This window comes from Micromonospora sp. MGP-C2, assembly GCF_057766525.1.
This window is the reverse complement of the sequence record NZ_JBYMEN010000002.1, coordinates 5,733,887-5,757,189: the sequence shown is the minus strand read 5'-3', so window position 1 is coordinate 5,757,189 and position 23,303 is coordinate 5,733,887. Positions and strand designations below refer to the sequence as shown.

The 23,303-nt window shown below is 71.4% G+C and carries 14 protein-coding genes; 6 read left to right on the top strand and 8 right to left on the bottom strand.

The features are described from left to right. The 7 genes from AC3CF1_RS26515 to pcaF form a co-directional block, all read right to left on the bottom strand. Positions 1-4,413, bottom strand: coding sequence for a polymorphic toxin-type HINT domain-containing protein (locus AC3CF1_RS26515; RefSeq protein ID WP_355160692.1), 4,413 nt, complete (start codon positions 4,411-4,413; stop codon positions 1-3). A gap of 271 nt (positions 4,414-4,684) precedes the next feature. Further along, the gene (locus AC3CF1_RS26510; protein WP_354981128.1) at positions 4,685-6,238 is read right to left on the bottom strand and encodes an amino acid permease; all 1,554 of its coding nucleotides are present in this window, start codon (positions 6,236-6,238) and stop codon (positions 4,685-4,687) included. Positions 6,239-6,534: 296 nt separating this feature from the next. After that, positions 6,535-7,281: an MBL fold metallo-hydrolase gene (locus AC3CF1_RS26505; protein WP_488451518.1), complete on the bottom strand. Its 747-nt coding sequence runs from the start codon at positions 7,279-7,281 to the stop codon at positions 6,535-6,537. 54 nt (positions 7,282-7,335) lie between these two features. Beyond that, positions 7,336-7,836, bottom strand: a complete 501-nt coding sequence (locus tag AC3CF1_RS26500; RefSeq protein ID WP_088951520.1) for a DUF456 domain-containing protein — start codon at positions 7,834-7,836, stop codon at positions 7,336-7,338. Positions 7,837-7,891: 55 nt separating this feature from the next. Next, positions 7,892-10,111, bottom strand: coding sequence for a putative bifunctional diguanylate cyclase/phosphodiesterase (locus AC3CF1_RS26495; RefSeq protein ID WP_488451517.1), 2,220 nt, complete (start codon positions 10,109-10,111; stop codon positions 7,892-7,894). A 4-nt stretch (positions 10,112-10,115) separates the two neighbouring features. Continuing rightward, on the bottom strand, positions 10,116-10,928 hold the full coding sequence (locus AC3CF1_RS26490) for an SAM-dependent methyltransferase (protein WP_354981131.1): 813 nt from the start codon (positions 10,926-10,928) through the stop codon (positions 10,116-10,118). Between the two features lie 110 nt (positions 10,929-11,038). Further along, on the bottom strand, positions 11,039-12,244 hold the full coding sequence (pcaF, locus tag AC3CF1_RS26485; RefSeq protein WP_141908250.1) for a 3-oxoadipyl-CoA thiolase: 1,206 nt from the start codon (positions 12,242-12,244) through the stop codon (positions 11,039-11,041). Between the two features lie 106 nt (positions 12,245-12,350). On the opposite strand from pcaF, the gene AC3CF1_RS26480 reads away from it, so the two are divergent. The 4 genes from AC3CF1_RS26480 (at position 12,351) to AC3CF1_RS26465 (ending at position 16,632) form a co-directional block, all read left to right on the top strand. After that, positions 12,351-13,316 carry a glutathione S-transferase family protein gene (locus AC3CF1_RS26480; RefSeq protein WP_488451516.1) on the top strand — a complete coding sequence of 322 codons (966 nt, stop codon included), beginning with the start codon at positions 12,351-12,353 and terminating at the stop codon, positions 13,314-13,316. Continuing rightward, the gene (locus tag AC3CF1_RS26475) at positions 13,309-13,965 is read left to right on the top strand and encodes a DUF998 domain-containing protein (protein ID WP_488451515.1); all 657 of its coding nucleotides are present in this window, start codon (positions 13,309-13,311) and stop codon (positions 13,963-13,965) included. The genes AC3CF1_RS26480 and AC3CF1_RS26475 overlap by 8 nt, the downstream gene beginning before the upstream one ends. Positions 13,966-14,188: 223 nt before the next feature. Then, positions 14,189-15,493 carry a dicarboxylate/amino acid:cation symporter gene (locus AC3CF1_RS26470; protein ID WP_172862166.1) on the top strand — a complete coding sequence of 435 codons (1,305 nt, stop codon included), beginning with the start codon at positions 14,189-14,191 and terminating at the stop codon, positions 15,491-15,493. A gap of 71 nt (positions 15,494-15,564) precedes the next feature. After that, the gene (locus AC3CF1_RS26465) at positions 15,565-16,632 is read left to right on the top strand and encodes an NADH:flavin oxidoreductase/NADH oxidase (protein ID WP_354981134.1); all 1,068 of its coding nucleotides are present in this window, start codon (positions 15,565-15,567) and stop codon (positions 16,630-16,632) included. 58 nt (positions 16,633-16,690) lie between these two features. On the opposite strand, the gene AC3CF1_RS26460 is transcribed toward AC3CF1_RS26465, so the two are convergent. Beyond that, on the bottom strand, positions 16,691-20,224 hold the full coding sequence (locus AC3CF1_RS26460) for an ATP-binding cassette domain-containing protein (RefSeq protein WP_488451514.1): 3,534 nt from the start codon (positions 20,222-20,224) through the stop codon (positions 16,691-16,693). Positions 20,225-21,181: 957 nt separating this feature from the next. Here AC3CF1_RS26460 and AC3CF1_RS26455 point away from each other — a divergent pair. Then, complete coding sequence (locus AC3CF1_RS26455; protein ID WP_488451513.1) at positions 21,182-21,748, top strand: hypothetical protein; 567 nt, start codon at positions 21,182-21,184, stop codon at positions 21,746-21,748. 228 nt (positions 21,749-21,976) lie between these two features. Beyond that, complete coding sequence (locus tag AC3CF1_RS26450) at positions 21,977-23,146, top strand: DDE-type integrase/transposase/recombinase (RefSeq protein WP_354981520.1); 1,170 nt, start codon at positions 21,977-21,979, stop codon at positions 23,144-23,146. Positions 23,147-23,303 lie beyond the last annotated feature (157 nt).

Here is a 23,303-nt window from a genome sequence, read left to right as displayed (position 1 = left end):
TCACATACCCTTGAATTCTCGCCAGCCGGCATCCGTCGTCGGGAGCTTGCTCCACAGATCGGCGGAGATGTTCTTGCCGTTCAAGTAGAACTGGACCGACTTCCTGTCCCGTCCGCCGTCGGCCGGCCCGCGGATGATCGCGTTTATCAACTGCGCCATCTCCCAGTCCGTGCCGTTGGCGACCATCGCGTCCTCCGGTTTCATGTTCTTCCCGTGTCGAACCGCGGCGCGGAGCTTGAGGAACGCGTCTGCGCCGTCGAGCCCGTCCAGAGTGACGTAGATCTTGACACTCGGATCCTTGATCGCCGCCTGCACCATGCCGATCCACAGAGGCAGTTTGTTGTTGGTGTCCGGATCCAGGTCGCCCCAGGGATTGCCGTTGTACGTGGTGACGTTGAGGCCGTCCTTGTTGAGCAGGTCCCGGAGCGCGTCGCTACCCAGCCCTTCCGACGGACCGTTCAGGCCCAGCACCACATCCTTGCAGCCACCATTGTGCACAAGGATCGGCGTCTCACCGGCGAGCACGTAGTACGTGTGCGTGCGGTGCACGGTGAGGTTGAACATCGTCCGGTGGCCCGGGTGGGTACGCACCGTGGTGACGCGGGCGTCGCTCCCGTCGGGGGTGTGCAGGACGGTGCCGGGCGCAAGCTCCCCCGCACCGGTCCAGCTGTGGGTTGCCGGAACGAAGAAGGGATGCTTGGGCGTGGTACGCAGGACGGCACGCTGCCCGGTGGGCTGCCGGACGGACAGCTCGGTGAGCTCGGTGTCGACGCTCCTGATCAGGTCGACGACCGGTTCGCCGCGGCTGCTGCCGGTGAGCGAGTCGGTGGCGAGCACCCGATCACCCACCCGCACGTCGGCGATGGGCTTGCTGGTGCCGTCGGCGAGCAGGACGGGAGTTTCGGGCGCGAAGCTGTTCCCGCCCGCCAGACACGAGGGCAGACGCTTGAGTTTCGCGAGGGCGAGAGTGAGCAGGGAGATCTCCGCCTCAGCCACCTTCGCGGCGCGGCTGAGTTCGTAGAGCTGCTTGGCGGCCTTGAAGCCGGCCCCGACGAGCTTGGCGATGCCGGCGAAGGCCAGGGCCTCCAGCGCGATTCCACCCAGGTGTAGCAGGGTGTCGGCCAACGACTGGTCGCCGTTGAAGTACTTGTAGACGTTGAGGCCGACATCGCCGATGTCCACCAGGGTGCCGGCGACGATGCCGCAGACCACTGTCGCGACGCAGCCGATACCGACGGCGATCGCGATGGGAATCAGCGCGGCCGTGATGCCCTTGAGAGTCTCGGTGATCATGACCAGCGTCTGGTCACCCGTGAACTCCGGGGTGAGCACCGAGGCGAGGCAGTTCTTGCTGAGCTGGCTGCCCTCGGGATAGACGCTGCAGTAGGCGGAATTGCTGTACGCCCGTTTGGCAAGCTCGACGGGGTCGGCAATGACGTTGGAGACGCAGTTTCGGTACCAGTCGCCCTGGGTGCCGGCCAGGAACCTCTCGATGTCCGACGCCGGGCCGGAGGCGTACTCGGCGTGACACTTGCCGATCTCCGCGCCCCTGACCGACAGGAACTTCTCGTACGCCTCCTTCGCTGCGGCCTGAGCCTCCTCGGCACTCTTACCGGCGGCGAGCGCCGAATCCAGGGCGCGATTGGCCGAAGCACGTGCCTCGTTGGCGGACTGGATGGCCTGCTCGTGGGAGGCAACGGCCCAGGCCGCGGAACGGATCGCACTGCGAGCCGAGGCGGCGGCACGGGTCGCAGCGGCCTTGGCGGTCTGAACCGCGATGGCCGCCTTCTCGGCCGACTGACTGGCCTGGTTGGCGTACTGAGCGGCCTGTGCCGCATAGCCGGCGGCCTGCTGTGCCGACAGGGCGGCCTGGCTGGCGTAGTTCGCGGCGGCCGCCGCGTCCTTACGAGCCTGGGCTGCGACGGACTGCGCCTTCAGCGCGTTCTCGGTGGCGGTCTTGGCAGTCTGGTTGATCCGCTGCACCAGGCCCGCGGCCACCGCCAGGTGAGCGGCAGCGTCCTGGTCCCGCTCAGCTGCGGCATAGCGGCCTTCGTCGAGGAACTGCCGCAGCCCTGGGGGCGGACCGTCCAGGGCGATCTGCGCCGCGGCCTTCACCTCGGGGCCGCTGTCCGGGCTGGCCAGGATCGTGTTGACCTGCACCCGCTGCCCGACCGCGGCGGCCCGGTACTGACCGGCGGCGATGAACTCCCGCAGCACCTGTCCGTCCCCGGAGTCCAGTGCCACCTGCGCCTGCTGCGCCAGATAGGTGTCACCGGCGGTCTTCGCCGCGGACAGGATCTGGTTCACCTTGAGCCGGTCCTGCGTGAGACGGCCGGAGTAGTTCTGCGTCTGTAGGAACTGCGACACCTGCGCGTCACTGCCCGCGAGCGCCGCGAGTGCCGCGTCGCGCAGCGCGGTGTTGTCGGTGATGGCCAGGTCCCGCAGCGTGACCCGGTCGTCCTGCCCGGCCGCAGAGGCGATACCGGTACGGACGAACTCCATCACCTGCAGGTCACCACCGGCCAGCGCGGCCTGCGCGGCCTGCCTGGTCCAGGCACCGCGGGAGCTCATCAGGTTCAGCGCTGCCTTGCGCCCGGCGGTGACCGCGACAGCGGGATCGGTGGCCGGGTTGATCGCCTCGGCGACCAGCCGGTTGGTCTCCGCGTCGCGCTGCGCGGCCTGCACCGCGTCCCACTTGGCCGCTGCCTGCGCCTGGTCGTACAGCCCGCTGGCCTGCCGGGCAGCCTCGACGCCCTGGTCCAGCATGACCGCGATGCGCTCCGCGTCCGCCGTCCGCGCCGCGTTGTACACCTCGATCGCCTGGCCGGCGGTCTCCGCCGCGGCCTGCGCGGCCGCAGTCGCGGCGTTCGCGGCCTCGGTCGCTCGTTGTGCGGCTGTCGCGGCATCACCGGCATGATTCGCCGCGTCGATGGCAGCGTCCGCGGCCTGCTCCGCATGCTGCGCCGCTCGGTTCGCCGCGTCCCTCGCACGGAACGCGGCCTGCGCAGCCACCATCAGATAGTTCTGCGCGGCGTCGGCCGCCCGCAGCGCCCGATCCGCGTCCGCCCGCGCCTGCTTCGCGGCCGCCACCGCCGCCGAGGCGTCGGCGCCGGCCGCGTTGGCGTACCCGGTCGCCTCGTCGTTGGCGTCCGACGCGTGCTTCGCCTCCAGCGCCGCAAGGCGGGCGGCTTCCACCGCTCCCAGGCCCGCCTGGATCGCCTGCCCCGCCAGGTGCGCGCTGGTTGCGAGATCCCGCGTCAGCCGCGCATTGTCCTTCGCCTCTTGCGCGATGATCCGAGCCGCGTCCGCCTTCGACGCGTCCGTCGCCGCGTTCGCCGCCGCGTTGTAGGCCTTCGTCGCCGCCTGCTCCGCCTTCGACGCGGCCGACGCCGCGCGTTGGGCGGCTGCAGCAGCAGCCCGGGCCGCCCGCTGCGCCGAGGCTGCCGCCTGCACCGCCACCTTCGCCGCGGCGGCGGCCTTCTGCGCCGCCACCGCCGCTCGCTTGGCCTGCGCTGCCGCCTCTCGCGTGTCGTTACGCGCCGCATTGGTGGCCGCGGCGGCTTGTTGCGCCGATCGGCGGGCCGCCGCAGCGGCCTCCTTCGCCCGCGCTCCCTCGTCGACCGCCCGCTGTGTCTCCTGCGCCGCTACCTCGCCCTGCGCCTGAGCCTGGGCCTGCAGCGCCGTCAACGATTCGGTCTCCTGGTCACGGGCCGCCGCTACCGACCACCCGTAGGCCAGGAATGACTCCAAAGCCTCCGGCGTGCCCGCATCGAGCGCCTTCTGCCCCGCAGCCTTGACCGCAGTCCCACCTGACGCCATTGCCTGGTTGACCCGCACCCGCTGATCTACCAGCCACCGCGACTGCCAACCGGCATCGACGAACTCACGCCACACCGACGGGTCCGAGGTGTCCAACGCCTGCTGCGCGGCCGCCTTGACCTGAGCCCCGCCGGCGGCCATCAACTGGTTGACCTGGACCCGCGCGTCCGTGTCCGACGGCTGCTGCCAGCCGTAGTCGAGGAATCGGCGTATCGCGTAGGCGTCGCCAGCATCGGCCGCGTTCAGCGCCGACTGCGCCGCCCCGCGAACCGACGGGCCGCTGTCAGCGATCACCGCGACGACGGCGTCTCGGTCGTCGAGCCGCTGAGCTTCCTGCCACTTGCCCTCGATGAAGGTCCGCACCTGTTCCGGCGAGCCGAGCAGTGCCAGCTCCGCGGCGGCACGTACCTGGGCTCCGCCGTACAGCCATGCCTGCACCACAGGTGCCCGGTCGACCGGCGGAGGCAGCGGATCCTCTGCGCGGGCCGGGGTCGGGTGCAGCAGGGACGCCAGCACGGCCAACGCGGTGAAGCAGGCCAGCACGGCCTGCCACCGTTTGCTCGAGTGGAGCTGCCGAGGTACGAGGATCGGCATGGGCGATTTCAGGTTCACTTCAGTCCCCCGTGGACTTAGGCGTGGACGTGGACGAAAGGCTCCTCGACGATCGAGGGGCCTGAGCCGAGCCGGCCCGCAGCTTGCGAAAGAGAAGCTCGCCGATGTGCCGGCGGTGGCAATCTATAAGGACTCGGCGGGTCGCGTGATCCCGCCAAATGTGACTCACAGCACAGCATTCGCTCGGCGGAGGACAGCCCCGAGCGCCTCCGCCCCGAGCCGAGCGGAAGCCCCAAGGTTCGGTCGCTAGCGATCAGTCACTGTGTTCCTCGACGGTACGGACGGGCCCGGTGAACCAGGTGCGAGCCGAGGCGTACCACCAGACGGCGACCACCAGCAGCACCCCGCCGACGGCGAGCGGCGCGTAGTTGACGGCCGACCAGGTGAACCCGTCGTTGCCGGGCACCCCGGCGGGCACGATCGGCAGCACGAAGTAGACCGCGATGACGGCAATCTCGATCACCGCGATCCAGCCGAGCAGCTTGTACTTGCGGCCGAGCGTCCACGGCCCGGGCACGAACCGGTCGCCCATCCGCAGCCGCAGGGCGATCGGGATGAGGAAGGACAGATAGAGCCCGAGCACCGCCACCGAGACCACCGCGTAGAAGGCGATCGGGATGCCGGCCGAGCTCTCGTAGAGCGCCGGCAGGGTCAGCACCAGGCCGGCCAGGGTCGCGCCGATGATCGCGTTGACCGGGGTGCCGTTGCGGTCGACAGTCGACCAGAGTCGCCACCCGGGCACCGCCCGGTCCCGGCTGAACGCGTACGCCATGCGGCTCATCGAGGTCACGCAGCTCATCCCGCAGAAGAACTGGCCGATGGTGGAGATGATGATGACTATCTTGAAGAAGACCGGCGTCAACGCGGACTCGAAGATGGCACCGGAGAAGCCGCCCGCGGCGTTGACCGCCTCGACGTCGGTGGCCGCGAAGAGGAACGCCAGCAGCAGGATCCAGCCGCCGACAGCGGAATAGAAGATCGACTGCCAGAGCCCCCGCGCGGCGGCCTGCGAAGCGCCGCGGGTCTCCTCGGAGACGTGCGCGCAGGCGTCGAAGCCGGTGATCGTGTACTGGGTCAGCAGGAAACCCAGGGGCAGCACGTAGAACCAGAACGTCAGCCCGCCGATGTCGCCGTCACCGAAACCGGAGTTGTTGAAGCGCTCGGTGAACACGAACTGGAAGCTCTGGTGGTTGTCCGGCACGAAGACCAGGATGGCCACCACGACGGCCGCGCCGGCCACGTGCCACCAGACCGAGACGTTCTGGAGTACGTCGATGATCCGGTGCCCGAAGATGTTGATCAGCCCGTGCAGCACCAGGATGATCACGAAGAGGACGAATGCCTGGCGCAGCGTCCCCGCCCAGCCGTCGAAGAGCGCGGACAGGGTGAGGTTGAGGAACGTCGCGCAGCCGTAGTCCACCGAGGCGGTGACCGCCACCAGACCGATGAGGTTCAGCCAGCCGGTGAACCAGCCGTGCACCGGGCGACCCATGGTGGCCGCCCACCAGTAGATTCCGCCCGCGGTCGGGTACGCCGACACCAGCTCGGCCATGCAGAAACCGATGATCAGGATGAACAGCGAGATCAGCGGCCAGCCCCAGGAGATGGCGACCGGGCCGCCGTTGTTCCACGCCTGACCGAAGGTGGTGAAGCAGCCGGCCAGGATCGAGATGATCGAAAACGAGATGGCGAAGTTGGAGAAGCCACTCCACTTGCGGCGCAACTCCTGTTTGTAGCCGAGTTCGGCGAGCCGTCGGGCGTCGTCGTCCATCGGTTGCTCGGCGGTCGGCACGGGGGTCGTTGCCACTGCACACCTCCCTGAGGTGGTTCCGCGTGCGAGTGGGCAAAGTGTGATCCCGGGCGATCAAGACGGTCAATACATATCCGGCGGGAATGTCACCGCCGGCGGCTAATTGTGTTGCCCCTGCGGCCACCCCGGCCGCATCCTTGAGCCCGTGGCCAGCCCGTTCGCGACGGGCGTACCCCCCGGGCGCTCGGACCGCCCGGACCGCGGCGGCGCGGGGCACACCTCTCTCTCACGTACGGCGCGTCGCCGTACCCGACCAGTGCCCCGCGCCCCCACCCCGTCACGACGAACCGGCGTCAGGCGGGCAGGTCGACCAGCAGGCCCGACCGGGCCACGTCGACCGGACAGCTGTATGCCCGCCGTGCCGCGGCGATGGCCGCGTCGGGGTCCGTGCCAGGCCACAGGTGTGTCAGCAGGACCGCTCTGCTCCGTGCCGCGGTGGCGTAGCGACCCACCTCGGCGGCGCTCGACAGGAATCCGACATGCCGGTCCGGGATCTCGTCGACATACGTCGCGTCGGCGATCAGCAGGTCGGCGTCGCGGGCCAACTCAACCAACATCGGGCTCGGCCCGGTGTCCCCGGTATAGGCCAGCACCGTCCCGCCAGCGGTGAAACGGGCCCCGGCGTTAGGCACCCAGTGCGGCAGTGACCATGTCCGCACGGTGAACGGACCGACGCCGAAGTTGTCGCCGGGGGTGAACCCGTGCAGTCGGTACGCCGTGTCGATGAGCCCTGACTCGTCGATCGCGAGCAGCGGGTCGAGGCTGCCGCTTGGCGCGTACACCGGCAGGGGTGGCGCGGACCGGTCGGGCAACACCCTGGCCCGCAGCAGTGGCTGCAGGTCGGCGCAGTGGTCGGGATGGCCGTGGCTGACGTAAACCGCGTCGACCGCTGAGGCGGGCAGCCGGGTCAGCAGCGGTTGCACTGTCGCGTAGCCAGGATCGACCAACAGCCGAAAGCCCTGGTGCTCGACCAGAAAGCCCGCACACGCCTGCTCGGCGGAGGGCCAGGCACCAAGACCGCCAAGCACCACGACGCGCACGGGATCGACCCTAGCCGCTGCCGCTCCGCCTTATCGCCCCGTCCGACCGGGGGATCACGCCAGCAGCAGGCCGGCCAGCCACAGTGCGGTGACGACCAGACAGGCGGCGAACTCGACCAGCATCGACAGACCGGCCGCCTTGAGCGCCTGCACCGTGGACGGCCAGGCGAGCTGGTTGCTGCCGAGCCGCAGCCGCTCCGCCGCCCACACCCCGGCGACGAAGCCGAGCACCAGCCCCACGACCGGCACCACGAAGAACCCGACGATGCCGAGCACGCCGCCGGCGAGCAGTGTGGACGTCGGCACACCGGTGCGCTTCAGGTTCCGGCCGGGCCACGCGTACTTGATCACGGTGCCGCCCGCCACGACCACAGTGGCAGCGCCGAACACCGCCCAGCCGACCATGCCCGCACCGCCGAAGACCGCCCAGACCAGCACACCACCCCAGCACAGCGGCAACGCCGGCAGGCCGGGCACCACCACGCCGGCCAGCCCGGCCAGGATGGCCAGCCCGGCCACCACCGTCACCACGGTCTGCGAGTCCGTCAGGCTCACGCCGCCACCTTCCATCGCCGCCATCGGTGCCGACCGAACCGTAGTGGGCCCCCGCTCACGCCGTCCTCCCGCCACGGAGCCGGGCGGTGATCGTGTCGGCCGGGGCCGGGGCACCGAAGAATCGTCCCTGCCCGGTGTCGCAGCGCAACGCCCGCAACCGTTCCGCCTGCACCTCGGTCTCCACCGCCTCGGCGGTCACCCACAGCTCCAGCGCGTGCGCCAACCGGACCAGCGCGTCGACGATCCGTTCGTCCCGGTGGTCGGCGGCGACGTCGGTCCCGTCGGCGCGGATGCCCTCGACGAACGGGCCGGCGAGCTTCAGGCAGTGGATCGGCAGCCGCCGCAGGTACGCCAGGTTGGAGTATCCGGTGCCGAAATCGTCGACCGCCAGCCGGACGCCGAGCGCGGCGAGCCGGTACAGGCTGCGCAGAGGCTCGTCGGCGCTGCCCATCACGGCGCTCTCGGTCAGCTCCAGTTGAAGCAGCTCGGCCGGCAGCCCGCTGGTGTGCAGGGCGTCGGCCACCGTCTCCACGATCGCCGGGTCGTCGGCCTGCCGCGCGGCCAGGTTGACGCTGACCACCAGCCTGGCCTCGGGGAACTCCCGCCACCACCGCTCGGCGTCGTGACAGGCCTGCCGCAGCACCCACTCACCGAGCCGGACGATCAGGCCGGTCTCCTCGGCCAGGCCGATGAACCGGTCCGGCCCGATCAGGCCCAGCTCCGGGTGCTCCCACCGGACCAGCGCCTCCACCGCGAGCATGCTGCCCTCCAGCAGCGACACGATCGGCTGGTAGTGCAGGACGAACTCGCCCCGGTCCAGTGCGGCGGGCAGCCCGGCCACCAGCGCCGACCGGGCGATGTCCCGGGCGCTGCGCTCCGGGTCGTAGACCGCCCACCGGCCCCGGCCCGCCGCCTTCGCCCAGTACAGCGTGGTGTCCGCGGCCTTCATCAGCTCCGACGGGGAGGTCTCCGCGGCCGGGCACTGCACGATGCCCACACTGGCCGAGACTGCCAACTGGTGGTCGCCGACGTGCACCGGGGACGCGACGGCGGCCAGCGCGGCCTCCGCGACGGCCACCGCGTCGTCGATGTCGTCCCCTCCGTCGACGAGGATCACGAACTCGTCGCCGCCCATCCGGGCGACCAGGTGGCCGTGGTCGGCCACGCACGCCGCCAGCCTCCGGCCGATCATCACCAGCAGGCGGTCACCGAGGTCGTGACCGAGGCTGTCGTTGATCGCCTTGAAGCCGTCCAGGTCGAGGAAGCACACCCCGACTCGCCGCCCGGTGTCCGCGCCGTCGAGGACCCGCGCCAGCGTCTCGAAGAACAACGTCCGGTTGGGCAGCCCGGTCAGCGGGTCGTGCAGCGCCTGGAAGCGCAGCCGCTGCTGGAGTTCGTACCGCTGGGTGATGTCCTCGATCATCGCGACGGTAAACCGGGGCCGGCCGTCGTCGTACCGGATCAGTGAGACGGCCAGATCCGTCCAGACCACGCTGCCGTCCTTGCGGTGGTAGCGCTTCTCCACCCGGGCCGCGTCATGCTTGCCCTCGATCAGCTCCTGGTACAGCTCCCACATGCCGGCGGCGTCGTCGGCGTGGAACAGTGCCGCCACGTTGGTCCCGCGCAACTCCTCGATCGAGTAGCCGAGCATGTCGGCGAAGGCCTGGTTGACGTCGATGATCCGACCGTCCACGCCGGCGATGCCGATCCCGATGGCGGCACCGGTGAAGACGGCCCGGAACCGTGCCTCGCTGTCGCGCAGCGCCTGCTCGACCTCGTCACGCGCCTGCCAGGCGGACCGGGCGATCCGTTCCTGCTGACTGAAGGTGCGGTCGCGAAGCGCGCGGGCGAACCCGGCGGCCAGCCCGCCCTGCACCGCCGCGATCCGGTCGGCGAGGTCCGCCGGCCGGTCGAGGGCACCCAGCACCCGGTCGGCGAAATCCGCACCGAGGGCGTGCAGCGTCCAGTCCAGGGCCTGCGGCTCGGTGAGGTGCGCCTCCACCAGCGCCCACCCGACCTCCTCGGCCGGACGGGCGGAGAAGGGCTCCGCCCGCACCGCCTGCGCCAGCCGGATCGTGTGCACCAGCAGCAGCCGCTCGGTCTCGGCCGCGCTGAGCGGCACGAATCCGAGGCGGCGCACCGCACGGGCCCAGTCGGCGGCGTACCCCTGGGCGTCGGCCCGGCCGGCGTCGACCCCGGCGGGGTCCCGGCCGGCGTCGACCCCGGCGGGGTCCCGGCCAGCACCGACCCCGGCGGGGTCCGGGACGGCGGCCACGGGATCAGCCGGCGGGCTGGTCGTACCGGGCGACGCCCCCGAAGGCGCCGAACCGCTCCGGGTGCTCGTCCACGTCGGACGGTGAGTCGGGACGCCAGAGCGGCATGTGCACCACGCCCGGTTCGAGGACCGTCCAGTCCCCGAAGAAACCGGTGACCTGGGCGCGGGAGCGCAGGGTGATCTCGGTGTCCGTCCGCGCGGAGAGACGCTGGGCGTCCAGCATCTCCTGCGGCTGGTCCTCGAATGTGGAGTGCGAGATGACCAGGAAGCTGCCCGGCGCGGCGGCGGCCCGCAGGGTGGCCAGAATCTCCTCAGGCCGGTCGCCGTCGGGGATGAAGTGCACCACCCCGGCCAACAGGATGCCCATCGGCCGGCTGAAGTCGATCAGCCCGAGCTGCCGGGTCTCGGCGAGGATCCGCTCCGGCTCACGCAGGTCGGCGTGGATGACCCCGGTCAGCTCGTTGCCGGCGAGCAACTCCCGGCTGTGCGCGACCGCCACCGGGTCGATGTCGACATACACCACTCGGGCCTTGGGGTTCACCCCCTGGGCCACCTCGTGCACGTTGCCCACGGTGGGAATTCCGGAGCCGATGTCGAGGAACTGGTCGATGCCGGCGTCGAGCAGCGCCCGGACGGCCCGGCGCAGGAACTCGCGGCCCGAACGCATGGTGGCGGCGAGATTCGGCGTCATGCTGGCGATCTGTTCGGCCAGCTGCCGGTCGATCTCGAAGTTGTGCGCCCCGCCCAGGAAATAGTCGTACACCCGGGCCGCGCTCGGCCTGGTCAGATCGATCTCGGTCGGCAGTCCGTCCGGCATCAGCGTGCTCCCCAGTTCATCGCCGCGGCGCGGGACAGCACCGGCGTCGGGGCGCGCAGCGGGCACGCGTGGGCACCGGTCGACCCGCGGGTCGTGTGGTGTGGACCACTCTAGGCGGCTGACTCCAGCAACAGGGAGATCCCTTGACCAACACCTATGCACATGGTGGCCAGAGCCCGGCGGCCGCCGCGACGGCGCAACTCCAGGGCGGCGGTCAACGCCAGCCGCGCGCCGCTGGCACCGAGCGGGTGCCCCAGCGCGATAGCCCCGCCGTTCGGGTTGACGTGCTCGGCGTCCACCGGCAGCCCCAGCTCGCGCAACACCGCCACCGACTGCGCGGCGAACGCCTCGTTCAGCTCCACCACGTCCACCGCACTCAGCTCGACGCCGACCCGGTCGAGCAGCTTGCGGGTGGCCGGCACCGGGCCGATCCCCATGATCCGGGGCGGTACGCCGGCCGCAGCCGCCCCGCCGATCCGGGCCAGCGGAGTGAGGCCGTACCGGTGCACCGCCGCCTCGCTGGCGACCAGCAGGGCCACCGCCCCGTCGTTGACGCCTGAGGAGTTGCCGGCGGTCACCGTGCCGCCGTCGCGGAACGGGGTCGGCAGCGAGGCCAACTTCGCAAGCGTGGTCTCCCGGGGGTGCTCGTCGACCTCGACCAGCCGGGTCTCCCGGCGGCCGGCCGGCACGGACACCGCCACGATCTCCTCGGCGAACCGGCCGTCGGCCTGCGCCTTGGCCGCGCGCTGCTGCGAGCGGTACGCGAAGGCGTCCTGCTCGGCCCGGCTCACGCCGTACTCGGCGGCCACGTTCTCCGCCGTCTCCGGCATCGAGTCGACGCCCCACCCGTCGCGCATCAGCGGGTTCACCAACCGCCAGCCCAGCGTGGTGTCGTACACCTCGGCGGAGCGGGAGTATGCCGACGTGGCCTTCGGCATGACGAAGGGGGCACGGCTCATGCTCTCCACCCCGCCGGCGATCACCAGCTCCGCGTCCCCGGCGACGATGGACCGGGCCGCGGTGGCCAGGGCGTCCAGGCCCGAGCCGCAGAGCCGGTTGACGGTGCTGCCCGGCACCTCCTGCGGCAGGCCGGCCAACAGCGCCGCCATCCGGGCCACGTTGCGGTTGTCCTCGCCGGCCTGGTTGGCGCAGCCGAGCACGACGTCGTCCACCCGCGCCCAGTCCACCGACGGGTGCCGGGCGACCAACTCGCGGATCACGTGCGCGGCCAAGTCGTCGGGGCGGACGCCGGCCAGCGCGCCGGCGTACCGGCCGATCGGGGTACGGACACCGGCCACCAGGTATGCCACGGTCATCGCGAGTCCTTCGGGGGTGCAGACGGCGGGGGTGGGGCACGCCCACCGGGTCGCGGGGGCTGCCGGCCGCCAGGATATCCGCGTCGGCAGCGGATAGGTTGGCGGCATGGCCCGGGCCCAGTTCAGCGCAGAGACCAGCGGCGGCGGCGCGTTCGTCCGTCAGCCCAACCGGTTCACCGGTCGGGTCACCGCCGACTCCACGTCCCCGCCCGGTGGCGGGCCCGACGAGCAGGACCGTTGGCCGCTGGAGGCCGGCCGGTACCGGCTGATCTGGTGCCGCGCCTGCCCGTGGGCACACCGGGCGAGGATCGTGCGGGGCCTGCTCGGCCTGGACGACGCGATCTCGCTGGGCACCGTCGACCCGATCCGCGACGAGCGGGGCTGGGCGTTCGCCCTGGACCCGGACGGCTTCGACCCGGTTCTCGGCGTCAGCTTCCTCTCCGAGGCGTACCTGGCCACCGACGCGGACTACACCGGCCGGGTGACAGTGCCGGCGCTGGTCGACACCCTGACCGGCCGGGTCGTCACCAACGACTACCCGCAGCTCACCCTCGACCTGTCCACCGAGTGGCGGTCGCTGCACGCGCCCGACACACCGGACCTGTACCCGGTCGAACTGCGCCCTGAGATGGACGCGCTGATGGCCGAGATCCACACCGACGTCAACAATGGCGTGTACCGGTGCGGGTTCGCCACCTCGCAGGAGGCGTACGACGAGGCGTTCCGGGCACTCTTCGCCCGGCTGGACGCCTTGTCCGAACGCCTGGCCGGGCAGCGCTACCTGATGGGTGAGGCGATCACCGAGGCCGACGTGCGGCTGTTCACCACACTGGTCCGGTTCGACGCCGCGTACCACGGACACTTCAAATGCAACCGGCAGAAGCTGACCGAGATGCCGGTGCTCTGGGCGTACGCCCGGGACCTGTTCCAGACCCCGGGTTTCGGTGAGACGGTGGACTTCGACCACATCAAGCGGCACTACTACGGCACCCACCGGGAGATCAACCCGAGCGGCATCGTGCCGCTCGGGCCTGACGACTCCGGTTGGAGCACGCCACACGGGCGTGGTTGAGCCGGGTCGGCCCGGCACCACGACCGCGCCGAGGGCCCGCGCCGACGTCGCCCGCCGGGTCGCCGGGTCCGCCGCGGCCGGCTGCGCGCTGGCCGGGGCGGTCGCGGTGACCGTCGCCGTGGTCGCCGGTCCCGGTCCGGGGCTCACCGGGTACGTCAGCGAGGCGGGCATCGCCGGCAGTGGTCACGCCACGACGTACCGGATCGGGATCCTCGCTCTGGCCGCAGCGCTGCTGCTGGTCGGCGCGGCGCTGCCTCCCGGGGTGTGGGCGGCACCGGCCCTGCTCGCCACCGGCGCGGTCTTCACCGCCGTGTCCGGGGCCGTGACCTGCTCCGCCGGCTGCCCGCTGCCACCGTTCGAGCGGGCGACGGCGGCGGATCTGGTGCACGGCGGCACGAGCATCGCGGCGACCGCGTCGGTGGTCCTCGCCATGGTCACGCTCGCCGTGTCCGGGCCGGCGGGCCCGGTGCTCCGTCGGCTGGCCGGCCTGGCCGCCGCCGTGGCGCTGCCGCTCTGCGCCGCGGTGGGGCTGGCGATGCTCGTCCTCGGCCGGGGTGCGGTGGTGGGGGTGCTGGAACGGCTGGTCCTCGCCGTCGCGGTGCTGTGGGGCCTCTCGACCGCGACAGCCCTCGCCCTGGCCCGCCGATAGGACGGCGGGCGAGCGGGGTGTAAGGAGCCTCACGCCGATCACCCCTTCCTCCGAGCGGGAATCGGCGTAACGTCGGCGAGCGATGACCAATGTCTGGGGCCTCACCGAGCGCCTGTACGTCGATCTCCGACTGCAGGCCAGCGGCGTCTGTCCGGCATAGCCGCGACACACACGCCCACCCGCTCGGAACCAGACAATTGGACAACGTCTCATGCCTTTCGGCCTGCGCAAGATTCCCTTCTCCGTGCAGATCCTGCTCGGCCTCGTGCTCGGCGTCGCGCTGGGCTTCCTGGCCCGCGCCAACGACCTGAGCTGGCTGACCACCACCCTGCACACCGTCGGCAGCCTCTTCATCCAACTGCTCAAACTGGCGGTGCCGCCGCTGGTCTTCACCGCCATCGTGGTCAGCGTGGTCAGCCTGCGCGGCGTCGCGAACGCCGCCCGGCTCGCCCTCAAGACCCTGATGTGGTTCGGCATCACCGCCCTGATCGCGGTGAGCATCGGCATCGGCCTCGGCCTGCTCACCAACCCTGGCAAGGGCGTGACCCTCGACCTGGGTGGCGCGGCCCCGCCGAAGAACACCGGCTCGTGGACCGACTTCCTCACCGGCATCGTGCCCACCAACCCGGTCGGCGCGTTCGTCGAGGGCAACGTCCTCCAGATCGTCTTCCTCGCTGTCGTCGTGGGCGCCGCGGCCCTGCTGGTGGGCGAGCCCGCCGAGCCCTTCGTGGCGCTGAACCGGTCCCTGCTGGAGATCGTCCAGAAGGCGCTCTGGTGGGTCATCCGCCTCGCCCCGATCGGCACCCTCGGCCTGATCGGCAACGCCGTCGCCTCGTACGGCTGGGACCTGCTGGCCCCCCTCGCGAAGTTCACCACCGCCGTCTACGTCGGCTGCGCCATCGTGCTGTTCGTGGTCTACCCGCTGGTGCTGATCCTCGCCGGCCGCCTCAACCCGCTGCGCTTCTTCGCCGGCGCCTGGCCGGCGATCGAGCTGGCCTTCGTGTCCCGCTCCTCGGTCGGCACCATGCCGGTGACCCAGCGCTCCGTCGAGCGCCTCGGCGTCCCCCGCGAGTACGCCTCGTTCGCGGTGCCGTTCGGCGCCACCACGAAGATGGACGGTTGCGCAGCCATCTACCCGGCACTCGCCGCGATCTTCGTGGCCCAGGTGTTCGGTGTGCAGCTCGGCGTGACCGACTACCTGCTGATCGCCTTCGTCTCGGTGGTCGGCTCGGCGGCCACCGCCGGCCTGACCGGCGCGATCGTGATGCTCACCCTGACCCTCAGCACGCTGGGTCTGCCGCTGGCCGGCGCCGGCCTGCTGCTGGCCATCGACCCGATCCTGGACATGATCCGCACCGCCACCAACGTGGCCGGGCAGGCACTCGTGCCGACAGTGGTCGCCGCCCGGGAGGGCACCCTCGACCGGGCCGCGTACGAGTCCGCCGGTCGGCGGGACCTGACCGACCCGGAGCCGGTCGCCGACCCCCGGCCGACCCGACAGGACGAGCTGAGCCCCGTACCCGCCTGATCCAGCTGACACCGACGGCGACGGGCCCCTCCCCCGGAGGGGCCCGTCGCCGTCTTCGAGAGGATGACCCCATGAGTTCCCTGTTCACCCCCCTGGCCCTGCGCGCGGTCACACTGCCCAACCGGATCGCCATGGCCCCCATGTGCCAGTACTCCGCCGGCCCCGATGGTCTGCCCACCGACTGGCACCTGATCCACCTGGGCAGTCGCGCGGTCGGCGGTGCCGGTCTGATCCTGACCGAGGCGACCGCCGTGCTCCCCGAGGGCCGGATCAGCCCGCAGGACACCGGGCTGTGGTCCGGCGCGCACGTCGACGCCTGGCGACCGGTGACCGCGTTCGTCGCCGCCCACGGCGCCGTGCCGGCCGTGCAGCTCGCGCACGCCGGTTTCAAGGCCTCCACCTACCGGCCGTGGGCACCGGAGCGCGGTGGCGTGCCGGACAGCGAGGGTGGCTGGACGCCCGTCGCGCCCGGCTCGGAGCCGTTCACCACCGACTACCGGACGCCGACCAGCCTCGACGAGGCCGGCATCGCCGGTGTGGTCCAGGCGTTCGCCGCAGCCGCCGAACGCGCGCTGGACGCCGGCTTCGCCGCCGTGGAGATCCACGCCGCGCACGGCTACCTGCTCAACGAGTTCCTCTCGCCGCTGACCAACCACCGCACCGACTCCTACGGCGGTGACCGGGCCGCCCGGATGCGACTCACCCTGGAGGTGGCCCGCGCGGTGCGCGCCGCGGTCGGCGAGGACGTGCCGGTGCTGACCCGGATCTCCGCCACCGACTGGGCTGAGGGCGGCTGGACGATCGAGGACAGCGTGGTGCTCGCCGGCGAGCTGGCCGGCGTCGGCGTCGACCTGGTCGACGCGTCCTCGGGTGGTGTCAGCGTGGACCAGCGCATCCCGCTCGGCCCCGGCTACCAGGTGCCGCTGGCCGCGCAGATCCGCCGCGACGCCGGTGTGCCGACCGGCGCTGTGGGCCTGATCGTCGAGCCCGAGCACGCGGAGCAGATCGTCGCCAGCGGCGAGGCCGACCTTGTGCTGCTGGGCCGGGAGCTGCTGCGCGACCCGTACTGGCCGCGCCGGGCCGCCGCCAAGCTCGGCGTCGCGTACTCCGGCCCCGCCCAGTACGCCCGCGCGGCCTGATCTTCCGGGCGGTCGGGCGGCTGCCTCTGTGCGCAGCCGCCCGACCGTCATCCCGCTCTCAGCCGGCCAGGTGTGACCAGCGACCCTCCAGGTCCTGCCAGGTCCCCTGGGCCGCCACCTGCCCGCCGAGCAGCACCACCACGTGGTCGGCCCGGACCAACGCGGCGCGCTTCGCGGTGGAGCCGACCACTGTCACCCCGTGGTCGCGCAACGCCTGCCACAGTGCCAGCTCGGTCGTGACGTCCAGCGCCGACGACACGTCGTCGGCGACCAGCAGTTCGGTACGCGGGGCCAGCGCACGGGCCAGCGCCAACCGCTGCAACTGGCCGCCGGACAGCCGGGTGCCCTTGTGCCCGATGAGCAGACCGAGCCCACCGCCAGCGGCGGCCAGGTCGTGGTCGAGCTGTGCGGTGCTGACCGCCCCGGCCGCATCCACCTCATGTCCGAGCGCGATGTTGTCGGCGACAGTGCCGGACAGCACCCGAGGCAACTGGCCGACGTAACCGACCTGGTTGGGGCGGAGGAACAGCTCCGGCTCGGTGACCGGGTCACCGTTCCAGGCCAGCTCACCGGTGTGGTGCACGATCCCGGCCAGCGCCCGCAGCAACGAGGACTTGCCCGACCCCACCGGCCCGACGACCAGCACCAACTGCCCACGCTGCACGGTCAGGTCGACGTCCCGGACGGCCACCGTACCGTCGGAATGCACCACCCCGAAGCCGCGCAGCTCCAGGCGGCGCAGCGGATGCCGGGGTGGTGGCGTCGGCGCGGGCGCCGTCCCGGCGGCCAGGTCGACAGCCGAAACCCCAGCGGAGTACGCGCTCACTCCGGTCATCGCCGCCGTGCGCCGCGTCCAGACCCGCGCCGAGGGCAGCTGGGAGATCAGCGACGCGGTGGTCCAGGCGAACCAGCGCGCCGCGCCCAGCGTGGAGACGGCCACCAGCACCGCCCCGGCGGAGAGCGAGCCGCTCAGGTAGAGCGCCCACGCACCGATCGGCAACAGCCCGCTGGCCACCGACGGCGTGGAACGCGCCCACACCTGCACCGAGATCTCCCGCCGCTGCCGGTCGCTGCGCAGCACGTCCAGGCCCGCCAGGTGACGCAGCACCGCCGTGGTCGCGCCGGCGAGCTTCACCGTCCGCGCCGCGGAGAGCGCGGAGACCAGCGCCGTGGCGAAGGCGGCCCGCGCCGCAACCGTCGCCCGGGCCGCGCGTTCGAGTTTCGGCCCGAACAACGTCGCGGCCAGCCCGGAGACCACCATCGTGCCGAGGAAGAACAGCCCCGGTACGACGCTCCCGGTGACCGCCGTCATGGCGACCACCAGGACCAGCGCGACGCCCTGGTCCAGCACGTTGTCGGCGAGCTGGACCACCCGCTCGGTGTCACCGCCCTGCGCCACGACCTCCGCCGGGGTGTGCGAGCTGACCCGACGCGCCCCGGTCTGGCCGTGCACCAGGCGCAGGCCGATGCGCAGCATCTGCCGCACCCACCACTGGGGGAACCAGACGTGGGTGTAGTACGGCAGCGGCATGGTGACCAGCAGCCCGGCCACGATCCCGACCGCCGGCAGGTACGGGTTGCCGGTCCCGTCGACCAGGTCGGCCCACAGCCAGGGCAGCACCGGGCCGTCCAGCCCCAGCAGGCTGAGCCCGAGGAACAACCCGATCGCCGCCAGCCCGTACCGGGGATCGTTGGTGCAGAGTCGGATGATCTCCCGCAGCGTCCGGGCCGGCGGCACGGGAGGCAGCGGTGGCGGGTCGGCCCGCGTCGGCCCGGCCTTCTCGACCGACTCGACCTGCCCGGCCTTCTCGACCGGCTCGGTGGTCGGCTCGCTCGGCCAGGCGTCGGCCGGGTCGGGGCCGACCAGCAGGTCGGTGCCGGCGCCGGCGTGGCCGGCCGGTGCCACTGCGGCGTACGCGGCCGCGTGACTGGTCGCCAGCAGTTCGGCGAAGCGCGTCGACGTCTCCAACGGGCCGGCCTCGACCACCGCGCCGTCGGCCAGCACGACCACCTCGTCACAGCGGCGCACCGAGGAGAGTCGGTGGGCGATGACGATGCCGATCCGGTCGCGCAGCAGTCGTTCGGTGGCCCGCTGCACCCGCGCCTCGGTGACAGGATCCAGACGTGCGGTGGCCTCGTCGAGGATCACCACATGCGGGTCCCGGACCAGGATCCGGGCGAACGCCACCAGCTGCTCCTGGCCGGCGGAGAGCACGTGCCCGCCCTCCCCCAGCCGGGTCGCCAACCCGTCCGGCAACTCGGCGATCCAGCCGGCCAGGCCCAGCTCGTTCAGTGCCTGGGCCGCGGCGTCGAGCAGCTCGGGGTCGTAGAGCGCCACGTTCTCCGCGAGGGTGCCGGCCACGATTTCGGTACGCTGCGGCACCAGCGCCACCCAGCGGCGCAACTGCTCGACGTCGAGGTCACACAGGTCGGTGCCGCCGAGGAAGACAGTGCCCGACGGCACGTCGACAGCCCTGGTGAGCACCTTCGCGAGCGTCGACTTGCCCGAACCGGTCCGCCCGATCAGCGCGTACGAGCGTCCACGCGCGAAGGTGAGGCTGAGCCCGCGCAGCGCGGCCCCCCGGCCACCCTCCGGACCACTCACCTGGTACCCGAAGGTCAGGTCGCGGATACGCAGGTCACCCTCGGCCGGGCTGGCGCCGCCGACGGGCTCCTGTCGTGCCTTGTGCAGCAACTGCACCCGGGCCCACGCGCCGAGAGCCTCCTGGATCTCCGGCACCATCCGGCTGACGTGTTCCGCGGTGGCACCGAAGGCCAGGGCGAGCAGCCAGATGGCGGTGAGCCGGGCGGCGTCGATCCGATCGGTGGTCAACGCCCAGGCCCCGCCGAGCACCACCGCGCCGATGCCAGCCCGGATCGTCGCGGTCGCGGCGGCGGCCACCCGCGCGGACAACACCCAGACCAGGCCGCCCCGGGACAGCACGGCGGCGGCCCGCCGTGCGTACAGCCGCAGCACGTACGGGCGGGCCAGGCTGGTCCGTACGTCGTCCTGGCCGTGCACCGCCTCCTCCATCACGGCGGCCAGGTCGGACCACGCCTCCTCCTCAGCCATCCGGGCCGGGGCGATCCGCGCCGTGGGCCGGCGCAGACTGACTGCGAGCACCACAGTGAGCAGCAGCATCGCGACACCGGCCGGCCACCACACGACCAACGCCACGACCATCGACAACAGGCCGACGCACAGCCCCTGGGCGAGCCGGGTGCCCTGGTTACGGATCGCCGACGCCACCTGGTAGACGTCCCCGTCGATGCGGTCGAGCAGCTCACCCACCGGGGTGGTCTCCAGGGTGGGCAGGTCCTGCCCGAAGGCGACCCGGCAGAGCCGTCGGCGGACGTCGGCGGACCAGTCGGCGGTCAGGCCGGCCATCAGCAGGCTCACCGCGAGGTCGCTGAGCACCACGGCGACCAGCGCCGCGGCCAGCACGACGAAGAAGCCGGCCGAACGATGCACCAGCACCGCTCCGGCCAGCGCCGAGGCGCCCGCCTGACCGGCGGCGCCGAGCACGATCAGGACGGCCACGACCGTCATTCGACGTGCCGAGGTGCCCCACAGATCACGGAGCAGGCGCATGGAAAGTCCTCCGGATGTGGGGTGGCGGAGACTTCAGCCTGCCGGCGCCTGCGCGTAGATTCAACCGAATTTCCGGCCCTGAGCAGGGCGTCAGTCATCGCCCAACTCATGATCGACTCGGCTTCATTGAAGTCGGGGTGTCAGCCTGTCGCGGATGCCGCGGTTTCCGTGAAGTCGAGTGGATCATGCCCGCATGGGGTTCTGCGTGCCCGATGGGTTCCCGCGCGCGGCACCCCGGGCCGGCGGGACGGTGCGGCCCCGGCCTGCTCGGGGCACCGGCCGGCTGATGCGAGGTTTGTCCGGTCTGGGGGGGGTAAGGCGAGAGCGCCGATGGCCCCGGTACGAGGTTCGGGGCCTTCGGGGCGTTTGGCCTGTGACCGGTCGCACCGGTGGGTCGGAATGATGGCCGGGGCGGGGTCGTTACACACTCTGACGATCGCAGGACCACCGCCTCACCGCCCCGCCCACCGGGGTTGGAACAGCTGGTAGCGGGGTTGGAATGCCGACCCGGCCCGCATCGTTGAAGCCTCCCAGCACCCCGCCCCATCGGGTGTCACGGGATGGCCCGGCCCCCGGAATGACCCCGGGCCCCCGGTCGTTGCAGTCCCCACGAGCGACCACCCGACCACCGCTTCACACGAGCCGGTGTCGGCGGGTGGGCCCACCGGGAATGACCCCCGACCCCCGGTCGTTACACACGGACCCGGCGCCACAAGCCCCGCGCGTAGGCCGCCGATCCCGGCGCCACAAGCCCGCGCTTGTCACCGCCGACCCCCGGCGCCCGAGCCCCCTCGCAGGCCGCCGACCCGGCCCCCACAAGCCCCCCGCTTGACGGTGCCGATCTCCCCCAGACTTTCCCCCTTTGTTTGATGCAGCGCCGGACGAGGTGCTCACACCCTTGCGTCGCCGACCCCCCTTGGCGGTGCGGGTGTTCCTACCCCCGAAGGAGCTACCCCCATGAACACGATCTTCCGTAAGAGCATGTTGTCTGTTGCTGGTCTCGCGTTCGCCGGTGGTGTCTTCGCCGGCCCGATCGCCGCCCACGCTGCCAGCCCGGCCGTGGATGCCAAGCCTGTTGCGGTGGCGGTGCAGTCGGCCGCCCCGAAGCCCCAGGGCGACCAGTCCCACATCACCCTCAACGACGAGCAGACCGCGAACGTCAAGGCGATCATCGCCGCGACGAAGAAGGCCGGCCTGCCCGAGCGCGCCGCGGTCATCTCCATCGCCACGAGCCTGCAGGAGTCGAAGCTGGAGAACCTGGGCCACCTCGGCGATAAGAATGACCATGATTCGCTGGGCCTGTTCCAGCAGCGCCCGACCAGTGGTTGGGGCACGCCGGAGCAGATCACCGACCCCGCCTACTCGACGACCGCGTTCCTCAAGGGCCTCAAGCAGGTTGACGGGTGGCAGGACATGGCGCTGACCGACGCCGCGCAGACCGTCCAGGTCTCCGCCTACCCCGACGCCTACGCCCAGTGGGAGCAGCAGGCCACCGACCTGGTCGGCCAGTACTGGAACAGCTGACCCACCAACACACACCGCACAGCACAGCTGGCCGGTACTCCCACCCGGGGTGCCGGCCAGCGGCATATCCCGCACAACCACAACGACACCGACAACCAGGCCCGGCAGATCTTGGACATTTTCCGTTAGCCGCTAACTATTCAGTCTCATGACATCTGTCAGTGTTGAAGTCCCGATACATGTGTCACTTGGTAGGGATCTTGGGCGTGCTGGTAGATGGTGCCTGGCATGGCTTCTCGGCGGCGTGTCATGAACCTGCTCGATGCCCAGTTGGCTGCTGGGGTGCGGGTCAACGCCGCTGAGTTCGCGCGCGAGCATGGTGTGTCGGTCCGTACCGTGTACCGGCATCAGGCGCGGATCCGGGACGTGGGCGAATGGCAGGAGCGGTCCCGGCGGCCGCGTAGCAGTCCGCGGATGACGCCACCGGAGCTGGATGCGTGGATCTGCAAGCTGCGCGTCGAACTCGGCCTGGACAACGGGGCCGACTTCATCCACGACGCTCTGATCGAGCTGCACAACGCTACTGCTCCGGCGTGGCGGGTGCCCTCAAGGTCGACGATCAACCGGGTCCTGGGCCGGCATGACCTGCTCGAACGGAACCCGGCGAAACGGCCGCGCAGCTCGTTTCGACGCTTCGTCTACGCCCGGCCCCGGGACTGCTACCAGATCGACGCCACAAACGTCCGGCTCGCCGACGGCAGCCTCGCCGCGGTCTTCGACGTCTTGGACGACTGCACCCGAACCCTCGTCGGCTGTCACACGACGACCGCGGAGACCGCCGAAGGCGCGATCACCGCGGTCAGGCAGGCGTTCACCGAGTACGGGGTCCCGGCGATCGTGTTGTCCGACAACGGCACCGCGTTCACCAGCCGCCTGACCCGACCCGGATCGATCTCCACGTTCGTCCAGTACCTCCGGCAACACAATGTCCGGCCGATCAACTCCAGCCCCTACCACCCGCAGACCTGCGGCAAGGTCGAACGCCACCACCAAACCCTCAAGAAATGGCTGAGCACCCAACCCACCCCCACCACCTGCCCCGAACTGCAGAACCTGCTAGACGCCTACCGCCGCTACTACAACACCGAACGACGCCACAGCGCCCTGCCGCGACGCGCCACCCCCGCCCAGGCCTGGACAGACGCGCCCAGCCTCGGCGGGCCGACCAGCCTGCCCAGGCAAACCGACGCCACCCTGCACCGCTGCCTCGTAGGCAGCACCGGCGCCATCACCGTCGCCGGGCACCGCACCAGCGTCGGCACCACCCACGCCGGCGCCACCGTCACCGCCATCCGCGACCAAAACCGAATCACCATCTACAACCGCGACGGACAACCCCTCGGCCACTTCCACCTCACCCCCGACCGGACCTACATCAGCCTCACCCGAGCAGCCTGATCAACAACTCATGACACATCTATCGGGACTTCCCCTTGACACATGTCTCGGGACACGACAGTTAGCCGCTAACGGAAAGTGTCCAAGATCTACCTGCGAAGCGGCAGAGATCGCCCCCCTCGGGACCCGGCAGGGGTGCGCCGGGGCCGCGGGGACT